13 protein-coding genes are annotated in these 18548 nt (G+C 61.1%); 7 read left to right on the forward strand and 6 right to left on the reverse strand.

Going from position 1 to position 18548, the window contains the following annotated elements; translation table 11 throughout:
• Positions 1-41 precede the first annotated feature (41 nt).
• The 7 genes from IMCC20628_RS20635 to IMCC20628_RS20665 all read left to right on the forward strand — a co-directional run bounded on the left by IMCC20628_RS20635 (position 42) and on the right by IMCC20628_RS20665 (position 6499).
• Positions 42-476, forward strand: a complete 435-nt coding sequence (locus IMCC20628_RS20635) for a DUF2852 domain-containing protein (RefSeq protein ID WP_047031763.1) — start codon at positions 42-44, stop codon at positions 474-476.
• Between the two features lie 129 nt (positions 477-605).
• Positions 606-1352: a M48 family metallopeptidase gene (locus IMCC20628_RS20640; RefSeq protein WP_047032830.1), complete on the forward strand. Its 747-nt coding sequence runs from the start codon at positions 606-608 to the stop codon at positions 1350-1352.
• A 92-nt stretch (positions 1353-1444) separates the two neighbouring features.
• Complete coding sequence (locus IMCC20628_RS20645) at positions 1445-2110, forward strand: phosphoribosylanthranilate isomerase (protein ID WP_047031764.1); 666 nt, start codon at positions 1445-1447, stop codon at positions 2108-2110.
• Positions 2111-2115: 5 nt separating this feature from the next.
• Positions 2116-3336: a tryptophan synthase subunit beta gene (trpB, locus tag IMCC20628_RS20650; protein ID WP_047031765.1), complete on the forward strand. Its 1221-nt coding sequence runs from the start codon at positions 2116-2118 to the stop codon at positions 3334-3336.
• 2 nt (positions 3337-3338) lie between these two features.
• The gene (trpA, locus tag IMCC20628_RS20655) at positions 3339-4178 is read left to right on the forward strand and encodes a tryptophan synthase subunit alpha (protein ID WP_047031766.1); all 840 of its coding nucleotides are present in this window, start codon (positions 3339-3341) and stop codon (positions 4176-4178) included.
• Positions 4179-4214: 36 nt separating this feature from the next.
• Positions 4215-5135 (forward strand): acetyl-CoA carboxylase, carboxyltransferase subunit beta, encoded by a 921-nt coding sequence (gene accD, locus IMCC20628_RS20660; protein WP_047031767.1) that lies wholly within the window; start codon positions 4215-4217, stop codon positions 5133-5135.
• A 71-nt stretch (positions 5136-5206) separates the two neighbouring features.
• Positions 5207-6499, forward strand: a complete 1293-nt coding sequence (locus IMCC20628_RS20665; RefSeq protein ID WP_047032831.1) for a folylpolyglutamate synthase/dihydrofolate synthase family protein — start codon at positions 5207-5209, stop codon at positions 6497-6499.
• Between the two features lie 78 nt (positions 6500-6577).
• On the opposite strand, the gene trxA is transcribed toward IMCC20628_RS20665, so the two are convergent.
• The 6 genes from trxA to IMCC20628_RS20695 form a co-directional block, all read right to left on the reverse strand.
• Positions 6578-6898 (reverse strand): thioredoxin, encoded by a 321-nt coding sequence (gene trxA, locus IMCC20628_RS20670; protein ID WP_047031768.1) that lies wholly within the window; start codon positions 6896-6898, stop codon positions 6578-6580.
• 111 nt (positions 6899-7009) lie between these two features.
• Entirely contained in the window at positions 7010-10633 is a 3624-nt protein-coding gene (gene addA, locus IMCC20628_RS20675) for a double-strand break repair helicase AddA (protein ID WP_052766574.1), read from the reverse strand.
• Complete coding sequence (gene addB / locus IMCC20628_RS20680) at positions 10560-13751, reverse strand: double-strand break repair protein AddB (RefSeq protein ID WP_047031769.1); 3192 nt, start codon at positions 13749-13751, stop codon at positions 10560-10562. The genes addA and addB overlap by 74 nt, the downstream gene beginning before the upstream one ends.
• Positions 13748-14503, reverse strand: coding sequence for a nucleotidyltransferase family protein (locus IMCC20628_RS20685; protein ID WP_047031770.1), 756 nt, complete (start codon positions 14501-14503; stop codon positions 13748-13750). The genes addB and IMCC20628_RS20685 overlap by 4 nt, the downstream gene beginning before the upstream one ends.
• Positions 14504-14521: 18 nt before the next feature.
• On the reverse strand, positions 14522-16030 hold the full coding sequence (tsaE, locus tag IMCC20628_RS20690; protein WP_047031771.1) for a tRNA (adenosine(37)-N6)-threonylcarbamoyltransferase complex ATPase subunit type 1 TsaE: 1509 nt from the start codon (positions 16028-16030) through the stop codon (positions 14522-14524).
• Between the two features lie 6 nt (positions 16031-16036).
• A complete protein-coding gene (locus tag IMCC20628_RS20695) occupies positions 16037-18481 on the reverse strand; it encodes an ATP-binding protein (RefSeq protein ID WP_343123246.1) in 2445 nt (814 codons plus the stop codon).
• Positions 18482-18548 lie beyond the last annotated feature (67 nt).

The following is an 18548-nucleotide window of genomic DNA, read 5'->3' on the forward strand; positions in this document are numbered from 1 at the left end:
GAACGATTCCGGCTTCCCTTCACCTGATTAGGTTTTACCTGATGACACAGACCGCATTGATCCGTCCCGCATGGACACCGGCGACCATCGCCCTGATGGTTTTGGGCTTCATGGTTTTCTGGCCGCTCGGCCTTGCCATGCTCGCTTATATCATCTGGGGTGACAGGCTCGAAGCGTTCAAGGCAGACGTGAACCGCGCTACCGATGATTTCACCGGCGCGTTCCGCAAGAAAAGCGGCAACGGCATGCGCGCCAGCAGCGGCAACGCAGCCTTTGACGACTGGCGCGACACTGAATTGTCGCGGCTTGATGAAGAACGCAAGAAGCTTGACGAGATGCGCAGCGAATTCGACCAGCATATGCGCGACCTGCGCATGGCCCGCGACCGCACAGAATTCGAGCAGTTCATGGCCGACCGCCAGGCCAGCCAGAGCAAGGCCAAGAAAGGCCGCTCGGTGCCTGAAATCGACGGCTGATTGCCAAAACCCGCGAGTACCGGCGGCGTCCTGTTCAGGGCGCCGCTTTTTATTGCCCTAATCCCGGGTTTTGCAGGCAGCACGCATTTTCAGGCTTACAGCCCCGGCGAATCGGATAAAACCACTGCCATGTTCGGATTTGGCCGCACGTCCCCCAGGAAGACCACCGCACGGCTGGCGGCTATCACCGTCAATGGCCGCGAGTTGCCGCTGACTGTCCGCGAGAATGCCCGGGCAACGCGGATGACACTGCGGATCGAGCCGGGTGGCCAGGCGCTGAAGCTGACCGTGCCACGGGGCCTTCCCGACCGGGACGTCGATGAATTTCTCACCCGCCACCATGGCTGGCTGATGACCCGGCTGGCCCGCGTCACCGAAGCCGGCCCGCTGACCCAGGACAAGACCATCGCCATCCGCGGCGTCGATCACCGGATCGAGATGACCGGCAAGCTGCGCGGACTGGCCGAAGAGACCGAAATTGACGGCGTGCCGACGCTCAGGGTGTCCGGCGCAGAAGAGCATGTCGGCAGGCGGGTGTCGGATCATCTCAAGCGGGTGGCGCGTCGCGAACTTGACGCCGCGGTGCGGATGCATGCGGCAACGCTGGGCAAGCCGGTGCGGGCGATCGCCTACAAGGATACCAAGAGCCGCTGGGGATCGTGCACATCACAGGGCAACCTGGCCTTTTCCTGGCGCATCGCCATGGCGCCAGATTTCGTCATTGACTACCTCGCTGCCCATGAAGTGGCGCATCTGAAGGAAATGAACCATGGGCCCGATTTCTGGGCCACCTGCCTTGAGCTGTGCCCGCGCACCAAGGAAGCCAAGCGCTGGCTCAAGCAGAACGGCTCGCGGCTGTTCGCCGTCACCTTCTGAGCGTCCGGCAAAGGCGGTACTGCGCCGATCCGGACGATTGATGGCGCATCCATATCTCGACTCTCGGGCGGATTCATGCGACTTCAGCCGGCATGACGATACAGATCAAGATTTGTGGCCTGAGCACGCCTGAAGCGGTGGATCGCGCGGCCGATCTGAACGCGGATATGGCCGGGTTCATCTTTTTTCCAAAGAGCCCGCGCCACGTCAGCGTCGAGGCTGCCAGCACGCTGGCTGAGCGCGCCCTGACGCGCGGTCTGAAAACCGTGGCGGTGACGGTTGATATGGACGATGCCGGTCTCGACGAGATCGTGGCAATGGTCAAACCGGACTGGCTGCAACTGCATGGCGGCGAAAGCCCGGAACGGACCGCAGAACTCAAGACCCGCTATGGATTGCCGGTGATGAAGGCCTTTGCAATCCGCGAGGCCGCTGATTTTGACAAGATTGGGCCTTACAAGGGTATTGCAGACCGGTTTCTGTTTGATGCCAAGGCGCCGAAAGGCTCGGATCTGCCGGGCGGCAATGGGGTCAGTTTCGACTGGCGACTCCTTGCCACGCTTGACGGGGCCGCCAATTACATGCTTTCCGGTGGATTGACGAAAGACAATATCGGCGAGGCGCTCGGCATCAGCCACGCAACCGGTATTGATGTATCATCCGGCGTTGAAAGCGCGCCAGGTGTAAAAAGCCTCGAGATGATGGACAGCTTCATCCGCGCGGTTCGTGACGCAGACAAGGGACGGCCCCAGGAGTAGATGATTTGAACCAGACAAGTACCCCAAACTCATTCCGTACCGGCCCCGACGAGCAGGGCATGTTCGGTATTTTCGGTGGCCGTTTCGTTGCCGAAACGCTGATGCCGCTTATCCTTGAGCTGGAAGAGGAATGGACCAAGGCGAAAGCTGATCCGGCCTTCCGCGCTGAACTCGACCATCTCAACGCCCATTATGTCGGGCGGCCATCGCCGCTCTATTTCGCCGAACGGCTGACCGAGCATCTGGGCGGCGCCAAGGTCTATTTCAAGCGTGACGAGCTCAACCACACCGGTTCGCACAAGATCAACAATTGCATCGGCCAGATTCTGCTGGCAAAGCGCATGGGCAAGACCCGGATCATCGCCGAGACCGGCGCTGGCCAGCATGGCGTTGCTTCGGCCACTGTTGCGGCACGCTTTGGTTATCCGTGCGAAGTCTATATGGGCGCCACGGACGTTCAGCGGCAAGCGCCGAACGTGTTCCGCATGAAACTGCTTGGCGCACAGGTGCACCCGGTCTCTTCCGGTCACGGCACGCTGAAAGACGCGATGAACGAGGCGCTGCGGGATTGGGTCACCAATGTCGACGATACCTATTACCTGATCGGCACAGCGGCAGGGCCGCATCCTTATCCGGAGATGGTTCGCACCTTCCAGTCGGTGATCGGCGAGGAAACCCGCGAGCAAATTATGGCAGCCGAAGGCCGCTTGCCGGACATGCTGGTCGCAGCGGTCGGCGGTGGCTCCAACGCCATCGGGCTGTTCCATCCGTTCCTGGATGACAAGGACGTGCAGATTGTCGGCGTCGAAGCCGGTGGCAAGGGCCTTGAAGGCGAAGAGCACTGCGCCTCGTTGACCGCCGGTTCGCCCGGCGTGCTGCACGGCAACCGCACCTATCTGCTGCAGGACGGCGACGGACAGATCAAGGAAGGCCATTCGATCTCGGCCGGCCTCGACTATCCCGGCATCGGACCTGAGCATTCATGGCTGAAGGAATCGGGCCGGGTCGAGTATGTACCGATCATGGATACGGAAGCACTGGAAGCTTTCCAGCTGCTGACCAAGCTCGAAGGCATTATTCCCGCGCTGGAACCAAGCCACGCGCTGGCCGAAGTGATCAAGCGTGCGCCGAAAATGGGCAAGGATCAGATCATCGTGATGAACCTGTGTGGCCGCGGCGACAAGGACATCTTTACTGTCGGCAAGATTCTCGGCGTGGAGCTTTGATCATGACCACTCGCATCGATACCCGTTTTGAAAAACTCAAGGCCGAAGGCCGGCCGGCGCTGGTGACCTATTTCATGGGCGGTGATCCCGACTACGACACCTCGCTGAAGATCATGCAGGCACTACCGGGCGCCGGCTCCGACGTGATCGAACTTGGCATGCCGTTCTCCGATCCGATGGCCGACGGTCCGGCGATCCAGATGGCCGGACAGCGGGCGCTGAAAGGCGGCCAGACGCTCAAGAAGACGCTGGCGCTGGCTGCTGACTTCCGCAAGGGAGACAATGAGACACCGATCGTGCTGATGGGCTATTACAACCCGATCTACATCTATGGTGTCGACCGGTTTCTGGTGGATGCCATAGAGGCCGGAATCGACGGGCTGATCGTGGTTGATCTGCCGCCGGAGATGGATGAGGAATTGTGCCTGCCTGCGCTGAAAGCCGGGCTGAATTTCATCCGCCTGGCAACGCCGACCACCGACGACAAGCGGCTGCCGCGGGTGTTGAGCAATACTTCGGGCTTTGTCTATTACGTGTCGATGAACGGCATCACCGGCTCAGCCATTGCCGACACATCAAAGGTCAATGAGGCTGTCGACCGGATAAAGAGCCACACAAATTTGCCGGTCTGCGTCGGTTTTGGCGTCAAGACCGCCGAACAGGCGCGAGCCATCGGACAGTCGGCGGACGGCGTGGTGGTTGGCACCGCGATCGTCAACCAGATCGCCAATACGCTTGATGCCAAGAATGCGGCAACCACCGACACGGTCGAGAGTGTCGTCACCATGGTGCGCGGTCTTGCCACCGGCGTGCGCGCCGCACGTCTTGCACCGACGCAATAACAGCCCCACATTGGGTGACGAACCGGAGATAACGCCTTGAACTGGATTACCAACTACGTCAGGCCAAAGATCAATTCGATGCTCGGCCGCCGCGAGGTGCCGGAGAATCTCTGGATCAAGTGCCCCGAAACCGGGGAAATGGTGTTCCATAGCGATCTGGAAGAAAACCATTTCGTCATCCCTGCCTCCGGCTACCACATGAAAATGACAGCCGAAGCACGGCTCAAGCACATGTTTGACGAGGGGAAATACGAACTCCTGCCTTCACCAAAAGTGCCGCAGGATCCGCTCAAATTCCGCGATTCAAAAAAATACAGCGATCGGCTGCGGGAAAACCGGACCAAGACCGGCCTCGAAGATTCGATCGTCGCAGCCCATGGCGCGGTGCAAGGCGTCGAAATTGTTGCCTGCGTGCATGATTTTTCGTTCATGGGTGGTTCTCTCGGCATCGCCGCCGGCGAAGCCATCATCCAGGCCTTCGAAGCCGCGATCGCCCGCAATTGCCCGCTGGTGATGTTTCCTGCGTCTGGCGGCGCCCGCATGCAGGAAGGCATCCTGTCGCTGATGCAATTGCCGCGCACCACCGTAGCGGTTGAAATGCTCAAGGAAGCCGGCCTGCCCTACATCGTGGTGCTGACCAATCCGACCACCGGCGGCGTCTCCGCCTCCTATGCCATGCTCGGCGACGTGCATCTGGCCGAACCCGGTGCCGAAATCTGCTTTGCCGGCAAACGGGTGATCGAGCAGACCATCCGGGAGAAACTCCCAGAAGGCTTCCAGACATCAGAATATCTGCTCGATCACGGCATGATCGACATGGTGGTGCACCGCCACGACATTCCGGCGACGGTTGCGCGCTTGCTGAGGATTTTCCTCAAGATGGATGCGCCGGCACCAGCAGCACTTCCTGCGCCTGTTGAACTTGCTGAGCCCGTACCGGCCGAGGCCGCGGAATAGGTTTTCAACGAGAGCCGCAACCAGCGGGAGGAGCGGTCGTGTCGGCTGCCGAACGGGAAATCGACGCGCTGATGGCGCTGCATCCGAAGGGCTTTGACCTTTCGCTGGGGCGGATTACACAGCTGCTTGAGCGTCTTGGAAATCCGCATCAGAAATTGCCGCCGGTGATCCATATTGCCGGCACCAACGGCAAGGGTTCAACCAGTGCCTTCTGCCGTGCCATTCTCGAGGCGCAGGGACTCAAGGTCCATGTCCATACTTCTCCGCATCTGGTCAATTGGCACGAACGCTTCCGCATCGGCGCGGAAGGCGGCGGTCATCTGGTCGATGACGAGGTGCTGGCCGATGCGGTGCGGCGGGTAGCGGACGCCAATCAGGGCGAGATGATCACCGTGTTCGAAATCCTGACTGCGGTGATGTTCGTGCTGTTTTCCGAGCACCCCGCTGACGCTGCACTGATCGAGGTCGGCCTTGGCGGCCGCTTTGACGCGACCAATGTGATTGCTCATCCGGCGGTGTCGGTTATCATGTCGATCTCGCTCGATCATCAGGCCTATCTCGGCGACCGCGTCGAATTGATTGCCATGGAAAAGGCCGGCATCATCAAACAGCGATCACCGGTGGTGATCGGCGCGCAAACCGAAGATACCGCCCGCGACGTTGTCATCGGTATCGCTGAAAGGCTCAGATGTCCGGTCAGTGTCTATGGACAGGACTTCTTCGCCACCCAGGAAAACGGGCGATTGGCCTATCAGGATGAAGATGAGCTGATTGATCTGCCGTTGCCGAAGCTCGCCGGCCGGCATCAGCAGGCCAATGCGGCGGCGGCAATTCGGGCGCTTAAAGCCGCCGGATTCAAGCTTGATGAAGCGGCCATCGCCAAAGGACTGGTCAATGTCTATTGGCCCGGGCGGCTGGAACGTCTCGCTGAAGGACGGCTTGCGGACTTCGCCATGGAAGGCGCAGAACTGTGGATCGATGGCGGTCACAATCCCGGCGCGGGACTGGTGATCGCCGAAGCCATGGCCAATCTCAACGACCGCGAGTCGCGGCCATTGTTCCTGATCTCCGGGATGATCAACACCAAGGATCCAGTGGGCTATTTCGAAGCCTTTGCTGGCATGGCCCGGCATGTCTACACCGTTCCTGTCCCGGCTTCGGAAGCCGGAATTGACCCCGAATTGCTGGCCAAGGCCGCCGGCGAGGCCGGGCTGACGGCTGAATCAGTCCCAAATGTCGAAACAGCAATTGCCGCTGTTTGCAGCAACTGGAATCAAAACGAACGGCCACCGCGGATTCTGATTGGCGGGTCGCTCTATCTGTTGGGTGACGTCCTCAAGCTCAACGGCACAGCGCCAATCTGAGCCGAACCCGGTCCTATTTGCGCAGCAAAAAACCCGCCCGGTTGCCCGGACGGGTTTTGTCATGCTGATACTTTGAGTTCAGGCAGCGCCCGAAATCCAGCTGGCCAGAGCGCTCTTCGGCGAGGCGCCAACCTTGATGTCGGCCACTGCGCCACCCTTGAACATCGCCAGCGTCGGGATCGAACGCACGCCGAATTGCGATGCAAGCTCCGGATTTTCGTCGATGTTGAGCTTGACGACCTTGATCTTGCCTTCCATCTCGTTGGAGATTTCCTCAAGGCTGGGGGCAATCATCTTGCATGGTCCGCACCATTCGGCCCAGAAATCGACAACCACCGGTACGGTCGATTCGAGCACTTCGCTCTGAAAATTGGCGTTGTCTACTTTAACGGTTGCCATGAATGGGCACTCCTTTGGTGAGTCTGTTGATGCAGCCAATGTGATGATTCGATCAGGTTTATTCAAGGCTTTTCCGACCCGCATCACCGGGTCGTGATTTCCAGGACCAAATCACGTGTTGAGCCGGGCCATTGCCTCGTCCAGCGCGTGCGCGGTTATTTCAATCAGCAATGGCCCGGACACATAAACCAGTGCAGCGTCAATTTGTCGTCCGGGATACAGCGGCGCCAAAAGCGCGCGATAAATAGCCAGTTGTGACACATGACTGGCGGGAGGACTCTCGCCCGGACGCGGCGCAAGACCGGTCTTGTAATCCACGACAAGCACCCGATCGCCATCCAGCGCTATGCGGTCGATCCGGCCCGAAACCGCGCGGTCCTCGCCACCGATCCGCAAGGTTCCCATCACCGAAACCTCGGCTTCGCCGGGCGCATCGAAAATCGGCGCGAAGCGGGGATCAGTGAGAACTGCGAGAATTTGGGTTTCCAGTGCCTGGGACACATCCGCCTGGTCCGCGGACAAGGCTCTTTCGAGATAACGGGCAAGCACGGTCTGACGTTGATCCGCAGCGACCGCAGGCAAGACCTGCAGCAGACGATGCACCATACTTCCGCGCTCGAGAGCTGCAGCCGAGCCGGATTGCCGATCAGCAAAGGGCGAGCGTGTGGCGATGCCGGCGCTTTCCTCGAGCACGGCACCGACACCCGATGGCGCCAAGGGCCGGGGCAGCCTGCGTGGTGGCGGCAGCGGTGCATCGGTAATGGTCAAGATGGTAGACTGCGGCGCGGCTGGTGTCGCTGATGGTTCGGCTGCAGGCGCGACCGAATCATCGCCGCGCGCCCGGCAAAGGCGGCGCGCCTCGAATGGTTCGCCGCCCGGATCATGCACGATATCGGAGACCAGATAGCCGGCTTCGTCTGCGGCGCTGTCAAAACCAGCGGCTGCCAACGAATGCCAGGTCGGGGTTTTCACCTCGCGAACACCACGGTAGCCACAGACAATCAGCCGGTCGGCAGCGCGTGTCAGCCCAACATAGAGCAACCGGCGATATTCCTCCTCGGCCTGTTCCCGCATCTTGTCCCGCATCGCAGCCGTCGCTTCATTTTCATAGGACTTGTCGGGCAACCAGACCGGGATTGAGGGCGGCTCGGAGCTCCCTGGCGCTTTAGGCAACAGCCAGAGCCGCGGCTGATGGCTGTGCTGGAAGGCTTCGCCGCCGGAATCAACCAGAAACACAATCGGCGCTTCCAGTCCCTTGGCGGCGTGCACGGTCATGATCCGCACCGCACCGGATTGACCCTCCATCTCGCGCTTGATCTCGGGCGATTCGGTTTCGAGCATGGCGAGAAAGCTTTCCAGCCCCGGAAGCCCTGCCTGTTCGTGATCGAGTGCAAGCCCCAGAAACTCATCGAGCACATCGCCGACCTCATGACCAAGACGGGAGAGATAGGCGCGGCGGCCGCCATCGGGGCCGAGCAGCGTTGCATAAAAATCATGAGGCGGCAGCCGGGTGGCACACGCGGCCCAGTGATCGAGTTTTTTCACCGCCACGGCAAATGCTTCGTCGGATTCGGAAAGCCCGCGCATGTGACGCCAGACCGACTGGTCCTTGGGCCGCGAGGCGGTCAGACGGAACAGATCATCTTCATTCAGACCGAGCAACGGGCTCTTGATCAGCGCGGCAAGCGACAGGTCATCATCGGCCAGAACCGCGAAACGGCCCAGCGCGATCAGATCCTGCACGGCGATGTGATCGGTCAGCCGCAACCGGTCGGCACCGGCCACCGGAATGTCGGTTGTGGCCTTGAGCGTGCGCAGCAGCGTTGGCACGAAGCCGTCGCGCTTGCGCACCAGAACCAATATGTCGCCCGGCGCGACGAGCCGCAGTTGCCGGGTTTTCTGGTCCTCGATGGTTTCAATGCCGACCCACTGGCTCAGCACCTTGGCGATTCGCCGCGCCAGTTGCGCCGCCGGCGCCGATTCCGGAACCTCGTCAAAGGCGGCAGTCCAGTCCTCGTCGTTGTCGGTTTTTTCCTTGGCGATCATCGGCCAGAGTTCGACCAGTCCGGGGGCCTGCTGCCGGGCGGTTTCGTGGATCACCGGATCAAGCGCCGACCCCATGCCGCGCAGCGCGTCGGCGCTGGCAAAGACGTGATCGACCAGCTTGAGCACTTCCTTCGATGAGCGGAACGAAACCCGGAGTTGAACCTCCCTGAAATCCACATCCGCCGCCCGCGCACGTCCGGATATTCGGCTGCGTTCTTCGGCGAAGCGTTCCGGACGGGCGCCCTGGAAGGAATAGATCGACTGTTTCTCGTCGCCGACGGCAAACACGGTGCGCAGCGCCGCACGTGCTCCTTCGCCGGCAAAGAACTCGTCCGACAGCGAGCCGATGACGTTCCATTGCAAAGGTGCTGTATCCTGGGCCTCGTCGACGAGCACATGGTCAATGCCCTGATCGAGCTTGTAGTGCACCCAGGCGCTGGCGCCGCTTTTCGACAACAGCGCCTCGGTCGCGGCGATGAGATCATCATAATCAAGCAAGGCCTGGCGGGTCTTGAGCGCCTCGAAGCTGCCAAGATAGCGGCGCGCCAGGCGGAACGCCGTCAGCGAGACCGACAGCGCATTAAGCCGCGCCAACCGGTCGCAGACATCCATGATCTGCGTCTGAGCCTGTTCCAGCCTCTCGGCGAGATCGGGAAATTGCGCGGCAACCGTCTTGGACGCAGCACCGCCAAGTTTGGCGGGCGCGCCAGCCTGGGTGAAAAACACCTGCCTCAAAAGCTCAAGCCGCTTGTCCGGATCGGGTTCGGATCCGCATACGAGTAGCCCATAGGACACATTGTGGGCCCGCGTCGCCGATTTTGCGGTTTCGGCAAAAGCGCACAGGCTGCGGATGTAATCGACCGGCAGCGCCTCCAGCGGCCAGGCCCGGTCCGTCGCCGTTGCTGCAGTCTCCCCGGCTGACAGGCCGAGTGCAGTCCGGAACATCGGCTCGGCACCACCACCGGAAGCGCGGGCAAGCGTATCAAAGGCGAGGTAGTCGCGGCGGCGCGCATAGAGCCCTGAAAGCAGCTTGTCGAAGCCGGCTTCGCCCGCGGTATCGAGCGCCGTGGTCACCGCCAAGGCCAGGTCCGGATCATCCTCGAAGGTCTTGCGCGACATCAGTTGCCGCCGCGCTTCGGCCAGCAATTCTGCGGCCTTGTGATCATCGAGAACATTGAAATGGCCGGGAATATTGGCTTCCAGCGGAAACCGGTGCAACACGGCCTCACAAAACGCATGAATGGTCTGAATCTTGAGGCCTCCCGGGGTTTCGAGCGCGGTGGCAAACAGGCGCCGGGCGCGGACCAGCATATGCGGTTCGACCGTGCGGCCTTCCAGCTCCGTCAGCCTGTTGGCAAGCGCGGCATCATCAAGCCGGACCCATTCCCCCAGCGTGCGGAACACGCGGATCGACATCTCCGCCGAGGCCGCCTTGGTGTAGGTCAGGCACAGGATCGCCGAGGGCGGGGCGCCGCGCAGCAACAGCCGGATCACCCGGCGGGCCAGCACATGGGTCTTGCCGGACCCGGCATTGGCCGACACCCAGGCCGACAGATTCGGCGTGGCCGCCAGATTCTGCCGCAGCGTGGTATCGGAGACCGGGTTGGTTGTGGCTTCAGCCGTCATCGCCGTCGCCTCCTTCTGCATCGACAGCGGTCTGCCATTCGGCGACACGGGCGAGATGATCATATTCGCCGCCAAAATCGCGGGCGCTCTGCGGAATGGCGCGCGAGAGGAACCCGCGCTTGCCGGAGCGGAGCAAGTTTACCAGCCGGCCAAGTTCCTCAACGGCTTTGACGCCAAGATCTTCCGGACCGACAAACTCGTCCTTGCCCGGCTTTTCCGGATCGGTGTCGATCCGGTCCGCAACCTTCTCCTTGCCAGTCAGACGAATGTAGAAAAGCCCCGACACCGGTATTTTCCCGGCATCGGAAAAGCCGCCATGGATCAATGCATAGGCTTCCAGCGCCAATTGCGGATCAAGCAGGATGCGGGCCTCCTTGCGCGATGGCGTGCCGCCGGTCTTGTAGTCGATGATCCAGGCGGTTTTGTCCTTGCGCAGATCAATCCGGTCGGCCATGCCGGTGAGTTTCACCCCGGCACCTGGCAGTTCCAGACTGGCGCGGGTCTCAACGAGGGAGCGAACCAGGCCATCGGCTGCACCCGCTTCCCACTCGGCAATGAAGCGCGCCGCCTTGTCGAAGCGCATCCGCCAGACCAATGCGGTGGCGTCCGGCAACTGTGCGCGGGCGAAATGCTTTGCTGCGATGCCCTGCAGGGTTTGCTGTGTCCGATCACTTCGTTCCGTGGACGAAATGAATTCTTCGAGGATCGCATGGTAGAGTGTTCCGCGTTCGCGCGGCCCGGGATCCGCGAGAAAGGGCTCGAGCGGATCAAGCTTGAGCACGCGGCGCGCATAGATCGCATAGGGATCGCGGCGCAGCTTGCCGACCTCGGAGAAGGAATAGCTTTTGGGCTGAAGATCAGCGGGCGGACATGGCTCCGGGCGCGAGGCGGGAGCCGTCGACGGGCCCTGATCCAGCGACCGCGCATGGGCAAGGAGCGCATCGCCTCTGTGCTTGAGCGCCTTGGCCGGTTCAGGCCCGACAACGGCCAGAAGCCGCTGAAGCCAGCGCGATGCCACCGTCGGAGCCTTGCCCGAACGCAGCGACCGCGACAGCACCACAACGGGTGCGCCCATGGCCATTTGGAAATCATGCGCTGCCTGGCCAATCCGCCGCTCCGGCGGTTCCAGCCCGATCGCCGCTTTCATCGAGCGCGATAAAAACGGATCTTCCTGACCGGCCTGTGGCCAGACACCCTCGTTGAGACCGCCCAATAGCAGCGTGTCGACATGCTGCAACCGGGCCTCGAGTGCGCCCCAGATGAAAGCACGGGGATGTCCGCCGGCGCGCGGCTTGACCATTCTGCCGGCCATCAGCGCGTCCAGCGTGTCGATCCATTCATGCCCGGACATCGCCAGGGTCGAGCCGCTGTCGCGGGTCTCGAGCAAAAGGCTGGCCAGGTCGGCGCCTGCTTCATCGCCCCAGAGACCATCGAGCGCCGCAGTGTCATCGGCGCAAATCCGCTCCAGCACGGCTGCGGTCAAGCCGGCAAACCGGCCGATGGCACTTTCGGTCGTCTCGGCCAGCATCGAGGTCAGCGGCGACAGCGCCTCGGTGACGCGACCGGCAAAATCGACGGCGAGGCTTGCGTCCTCGTCGCTGATCCTGCTGAGCCAGTGCGGCGCATGACGGTCATGCCGTCCGGGATCGCGTTTCCTCACAAGTTCTTCAAGAGAGTTGATATCAGCTGCGCCACTGCCGCCGCGCAGGCCGATGCGCTCGACCATGCCGGCGCGGAGTTTCGCCTCTTGGGCAGTCAGGCCAAAACGCGCCAAGGGGTGCTTGATAAGTGCTGCAATCGCCACCGGATCGCCCGGCGCAAAACCCACCTGCACAACCAGCCGCGCCAGACCGCCCTGCGGGCTTGATGCCAATGGCACACCGCCCGAATCATTGGCTTCGATCCCGTAGCGGCCAAGTTCGGTGACAACCCGACGCGCCAGATTGCGATCAGATGTGATCAGAGCCGCGGTGGGTTCAGGATTGCCCGAACCTGGCTCAAGTGCGCGGCGCATGGCGGCGGCAAGCGCCGCGGCTTCCTCGCGCTCATTGGCGGCCTCAATCAGGCTGACCTGTTCAAAACCGGACTGAACAACTGATGGATCTGGCAGAAACCCCGCTTCGCCCCAGGCCTCGGTGCAAGCCGCCGGCAGAAGTGCCGCGGATACAAGGTCCCGCCGCGCCGTCATTTCGGAACCGATATGACCGATCTCCGGGATCTCGCCGATCCGGTCAGCATCAAGGCCGGAACTTTGAAGCAGCCGGAGGAGGCCGTATTGCGGATGGCTGCGAATCGACACATCAACCACGGCACGCCCGTCATCAGCGGTCCGGTTGGTCGCGGCTTGAGACAGCGCAGCCCAGTGCGAGGCGCGCATGACGTGATCGAGGCCGGGCAAGACAACCGCGCCCTGCGCGAGCTGTGCCACGGTGGCGATCAGGCGGGCGGTTGACGGCCTTGTACCGGTCGATCCGGCAACGATAACCGGCCGGGACTGCGATGCTTCCGCCAGGCCGCGCGTGAACACATCAATCATCACATTGTGATGGTGAGTTGGGCTGGAGCGGGAAATTTCAGTCAGCAGCGCCGGCCAGTAGTTGCGGGCGATCTTGAGAAATTCGCTGGTCAGCTGCCACCATTGCTGCAGATCTGCATCGATCACCGTATCGAGGCCGGCGAAATCGCATTCCTCGGTCTCCACCGCCTGGATCAGGTCAAACAGGGCGCGACCCAGCCAGATCGCATCGGCCGGGTTGGCGGGCGCCACCAAAGGCATTCCGCCAAGATGATCGCGAATGGTTTGCGGCAGGGCCATTTTCCAGGCCAGAACCAGATCGGCCAGACGCAGGATGGCTGCTGTTTGCGGTATCGGCGGATCCAGCGCCAGGATTTCAGGATCAGCGGAATCGAAAAATCCCGCATCGTCGTCGGTTTCACCCAGCGGACGGATCGAGGGCAGGATCGCCGAACCCTTGCCAATCAGATCGGTCAGTTCGGAGCGCAGCACCCGGGCGGCGCGGCGCGTGGGCACGAACACCGTGGCGCCGGCCAGCGACAGCGGGTTGTCAGGATCATAGGCAAGCTCCGGAACCAGACCGCCGGAGAGGATCTGTTCGGCCAGCGTGGTCAGAAACGCCGCACCGGGCGGAATTGTCAGGATTCTGGCTGCACCGCGAGTCACTGACCCAGACCGCCAGCGCCGGGGGCCTGTTCGCTGAAATAGGCGGACCGGGCGGCCTCGGCTTCGCCGATCGCCTCGGGCGTTCCCACCGTAAGCCAGTGACCGCGCATCGGTGCGCCAAACAGCCGTCCGGCGCTTGCAGCGGCATCAAAGCAGCGATTGAGATTGAATTTCGGCTCGGTGATGCCGTCGAAAACCCGCGGATGCAGGATGATTGCACCGGCATAGATCACAGGGTCGCCAGCGCCCTTGTAGCGGGCGAGCCGTCCGTCCGCCTCATAGATGAAATCACCAGCACCGGTATGGCCGGTGGCCTGATCAAGCCGCGCGGTCATCAGCAGCATATCCATTGATTCGGGATCGAAACGATCTGTCATCAAACTCAGATTGTCGGATCGAGCGCCGGGTTCTTCAACCCAGAACGTATCAGCATTGAGCACCAGAAACGGGTCGGTCCCGAGATTTGGCAAGGCGTTGACGATGCCGCCGCCTGAATCCAGCAGTGCTGCTGTTTCATCAACCACACAGATCTCCGGGCCGGGCCAGGCTGCAAGCCAGTCGATCAGCATCGGCGCGAGATAATGGACATTGACCACTACGCGGTCGACCCCAAGCCGGTTCAGCGCCTCTAGCGAATAGGCGATCAAAGGCTTGCCGGCGACTTCGACCAGCGGTTTGGGCACCGTCTCGGTGATCGGCCGCATGCGGGTGCCAAGCCCCGCGGCAAGAATCATGGCGGTTTTGATGGTCATCTCTCAGACAGTTCCGGTTTATGATTCGCTGGCGCTGATACCAGCCTTTGCAAACCAGAAGTGCAAGGGTTGCATCACCGGATGGGTAAGAGAAGCAGCAATATAGGCCTCTATGCGCGGAAGATGACGCATATAGCCGGATTTTCCATCGCGCTGCTTGAGACGGACGAAGATGCCGAGGATCTTGGCGGCGCGCTGGGCTGCCATGATAGCGTAGGCTTCGCGGAACCCTGCTTCATCAAACTCTGCATTGGCTTCATGACGAGCCGCGATATAGCGATCCAGCAGTCGGCCTGCCAGATCCGGGTCGACAGTCACGCGCGCATCCTGGCACAAGGACGCCACGTCATAGGCGGACGGACCGATCATCGCATCCTGGAAATCGATAATACCGAGACGGTCAAAACCGGATTTGTCATTTCGCCAGATCAGGTTGGGCGAATGATAATCCCGCAGTACCAGATGGGATTCAGCGCTCTTGAGCCGGGCAAATAATGCCTGCCAAAGATCGAGATAGCTTTGACGCTCTTCTTCTCCAACAGCAGTGTCGCGCCGCCAGGGCAAATACCAGTCGGTCAACAGTTCGACTTCGATCTGCATCGCGCGCGAATCATAAGCCGGCACATGATGCGTCCGGTTGCCCGCTGGAAGCGATCCGGGTTGAGTTTTTTGATGCAGCTCTGCAAGGCAATCAATCGCCAACCCATAGCGATCGGGATCAGGTCGGTCGTCAGCATCGAGGAGGCCATCGGTGCCGAGATTTTCGAGCAGCAGAAAACCCTGATCAAGATCCTCGCCCAGAATTTCGGGGGCGGAAAAACCTTGTGCACCCAGCCAGCGAGCAACGGCGACAAATGGAACAACGTCTTCGGCCAGATGGGCAATCTGCGAATAGGGCAGGCCATCGCGAATCGGTGGACCATCCGGCTGACGCGGCGCGTTCATCAAAATGATTGATTGGCGCCCGGATTTACGAATGGTTTCGTACGTGCGGGACGATGCATCGCCCTGCAGATGCCGGCGTTCAGCCAGCTCGTATCCGGTCTGGTCAAGAAACCGCCGCGCGGCTCGCGACCTGCCGAGCCGTGCCATGAAATCATCCGGCCCGGACACATCGACAGTGCGGCTTTCGCCCAGTCCATCAAAGCGCATCATCACCCGGTCAAACGGCAGACGTTCCAGCGCCTTTTCCGGCCATTCGATCAAGGCTGCGCCTTCGACGAGCGCATCATCGAGACCAAGCTCATCCAGTTCGTCGGGTGACCCGATCCGGTAGAGATCGAGATGGGCAATCGGAAGCCGCAGTTGGTAGCTCTGGACCAGCGTAAATGTCGGGCTCGGGGCTTCGAGATCAAGATCATCGGCGATGGTCCGGATGAGGGCGCGGGCAAAGGTTGATTTTCCGGCGCCGAGATCACCCGACAGGCACAGGCAATCGCCCGGCTTGAGCGCCATCGCGACGTCTTCGGCAAAGCGGGTCGTCGCGGACGCATCCGCCAGTTCAACGCGCAAGGGAGCAGCCGTCATTGCGGCTCACTCAGCCGCATCGCGGGCGCGTGAGCCGGTAATCGGGAACCGGCAAACTATTGTTGCGCCACCTGCTTCGCCGCCCTCGATGGATACGGTTCCGTTGTGCAATCCGACAAAACTCTGGACGATCGACAGTCCCAACCCGGCGCCGCGGCGACGGCCACCCTGGCCGTGGGTTTCGAAACGGGCAAATACATCCTTGCGCGCATCCTCCGGAATGCCGGGACCGGAGTCCGATACCGAGAAAATGGTCGCCTGATTGTCCTGGCTGCAGCGAAGACGAACCGCTGATCCGGCCGGCGCAAAGTTGGCGGCATTCATCAACAATTTGAAAAGGATCTGCTTGAGCCGCTGGTGATCACCGATCATTTCTTCCGGCGCGTTATCGATGTCGACTTCAAGCGAGAGACCGTTTTCCTTCAACCGGTCAGAAATCTGAACACCCGCTTCGGCCACCAGTTCGGCGATGTTCACGGTGCCCGCGTCGAGCCGCATGATGCCGGCATCAACTGTGGCGAGGTCGAGAATGTCGTTGACGATGGTCAGCAGCACCGAAGAAGACGTCGAGATATGATCCAGATATTCAGACTGACGTTCATTGAGCGGACCGAAATCGGGGGTACGCAGCAATTCGGTGAATCCGATGATATTGGTCAGGGGAGACCGCAACTCATAGGAAACGTGCTGGACGAATTCATTCTTCAGCACATCGGCCTTGCGCAACGCTTCGTTTTTCTCGGTCAGCATGCGTTCGGCGCCGACACTGTCGGTGACATTGACGAACGCAACCATGGTTTGGCCATTGGGCAGCGGCACGATGGCGTAATCCAGGATCAGACCGGTCGTAAGTTCTATGCGGCCGTCACGGGTAAGCCGCTCTTCTTCAAATCCGGTAATTTCCCCGGCAAAAAGCTTCCATCCATCAGCTTCGCGATAGGAGGGTTCGCAGGCCTCGGCGATGTGACGAATATGGGTGCCTGGCTTGACCTGCTCTTCGGTGAGGCCCCAAAGCGCCCGAAAAGACGGATTGGACAGACGGATCTTGCCGTCGGGACCAAAAACGCCGACGCCTTCGGCCAGATGATCGATGGTTTCACCCTGCGCGCGCAGCAGTGTGTTGTAGCGGGTTTCAAGATTGACCTTTTCGGTCAGGTTCTCGAACACCCAGGTCACACCACCTTGCGGATGGGCGTTGGCAAAAACATTGAGTGTCTGGCCATCGGGCAGATGCCAAAGCTGCGGCGTCGTCTCGACTGAGCGGTAAGCCGCCAGAATCTGTTCTTTCCAGTCACGCCAGGCATGCGGTTCGGGCAATTTGCCCTCGGCCCGCAGCCGTTCAAGAAACTCGCCATTGTCGGGACGGCGGGCCAGAAATGGTGTGTCGAGTTCCCAAAGCCGCTGGAATGCCTGATTGAAAAACTGCAGCCGCTGATCCCGGTCGAAAATCGCTACCGGAGTGGCCAGATGATCCAGCGTTTCCGAGTGGCTTTGAATGGTGCGCTTGAGCTCTTCGCGCAGATCCTCTTCGATCGAGACATCGAGTGCGAGGCCGGCAGTACCGGATGGCGTCTTGACGTCGGCAACTTCAAGAAAGCGGCGGTGGCCATGAATGACCGTCGAGACCTTGTCCAGAAACGGGCGTTCCAGCGTCGCCATGGCGCGCACGCGTTCACGCGCCGCGGTTCCCAGCAGTTCCAGGCCCCGGGTCAGGGCGTCGTCACGGTCCGCACCTTCAACCGATTGGGCATAGGCATTGTTGACCCAGAGGAGTTTTGCATCAGGCCCGCGCAGCCACACTGGCATGTCGATGACGTCCAAAAGCGCCTCGAACGTGTCGACGGAGGTGAGCAACCGGTCCCGCTCGGTCTTCAGTTCTGCCAATTCGGCGCGGACATTGGACAAGGTTACAAATCGGACGAAGGCACGACCGCCCGAAACACGGCCCTGGGCCTCGATGACGTGGCCCCGGATTGTTTCCACGACGATATCAAACCGTTCGGCCTGAGCGCGCAATCTGTCGAGTGCCTCGTCAATGGTGGCGGCGGATCTGGGCTCAAGCCAACGGCCAAACGCCAGGAAATCGCCGGGCTTCTGCGGCGCGCCTGTCTCGGCTGGCAGGTTTCCAAGTACTTCGGCAGGCAGTCCGACTCCGTCCCAGACCACAATCTGGCGATCGCGGTCGACGATCAGCGCCTGATGGCGTGACAGCTTGGCGTTGGCGTCGGCCAGGGACGCGCGCAATCTGACATTTTCAAAGTCGATCTTGCCGCGTTCGCGGATCAGCCAGATGGCCGAAATCATTGCCGCCGAGATGGCGCCAATCACCATCGCGAAATTGACCACTTCGAGGGAGGAAACAGACAGCCCGCCGGGGGTCTGCTCGCCAATCTGGGCAAATGCGGTACCTGGTGAAGCGAACAGGGAACTCAGAAGCGCCGTGCCGGTCAAGAACCGGCTCCGATACCTGTCGAGAATGCTGGCCACAGTTCCGCGTAAGCCAAAAAGCCGATCGCGC

It is taken from the genome of Hoeflea sp. IMCC20628 (assembly GCF_001011155.1).
In the GTDB taxonomy this organism is placed as follows: Bacteria; Pseudomonadota; Alphaproteobacteria; order Rhizobiales; family Rhizobiaceae; genus Hoeflea.

What these genes read in the sequence shown, in the direction of transcription:
- IMCC20628_RS20635 (WP_047031763.1), top strand. Translation starts at nt 42, where the DNA reads ATGACACAGACCGCATTGATCCGTCCCGCATGGACACCGGCGACCATC.
- trxA (WP_047031768.1), bottom strand. Translation starts at nt 6,898, where the DNA reads ATGGCAACCGTTAAAGTAGACAACGCCAATTTTCAGAGCGAAGTGCTC.
- addA (WP_052766574.1), bottom strand. Translation starts at nt 10,633, where the DNA reads ATGATCATCTCGCCCGTGTCGCCGAATGGCAGACCGCTGTCGATGCAG.
- IMCC20628_RS20645 (WP_047031764.1), top strand. Translation starts at nt 1,445, where the DNA reads ATGACGATACAGATCAAGATTTGTGGCCTGAGCACGCCTGAAGCGGTG.
- IMCC20628_RS20665 (WP_047032831.1), top strand. Translation starts at nt 5,207, where the DNA reads ATGGCGCTGCATCCGAAGGGCTTTGACCTTTCGCTGGGGCGGATTACA.
- tsaE (WP_047031771.1), bottom strand. Translation starts at nt 16,030, where the DNA reads ATGACGGCTGCTCCCTTGCGCGTTGAACTGGCGGATGCGTCCGCGACG.
- trpA (WP_047031766.1), top strand. Translation starts at nt 3,339, where the DNA reads ATGACCACTCGCATCGATACCCGTTTTGAAAAACTCAAGGCCGAAGGC.
- IMCC20628_RS20640 (WP_047032830.1), top strand. Translation starts at nt 606, where the DNA reads ATGTTCGGATTTGGCCGCACGTCCCCCAGGAAGACCACCGCACGGCTG.
- IMCC20628_RS20685 (WP_047031770.1), bottom strand. Translation starts at nt 14,503, where the DNA reads ATGACCATCAAAACCGCCATGATTCTTGCCGCGGGGCTTGGCACCCGC.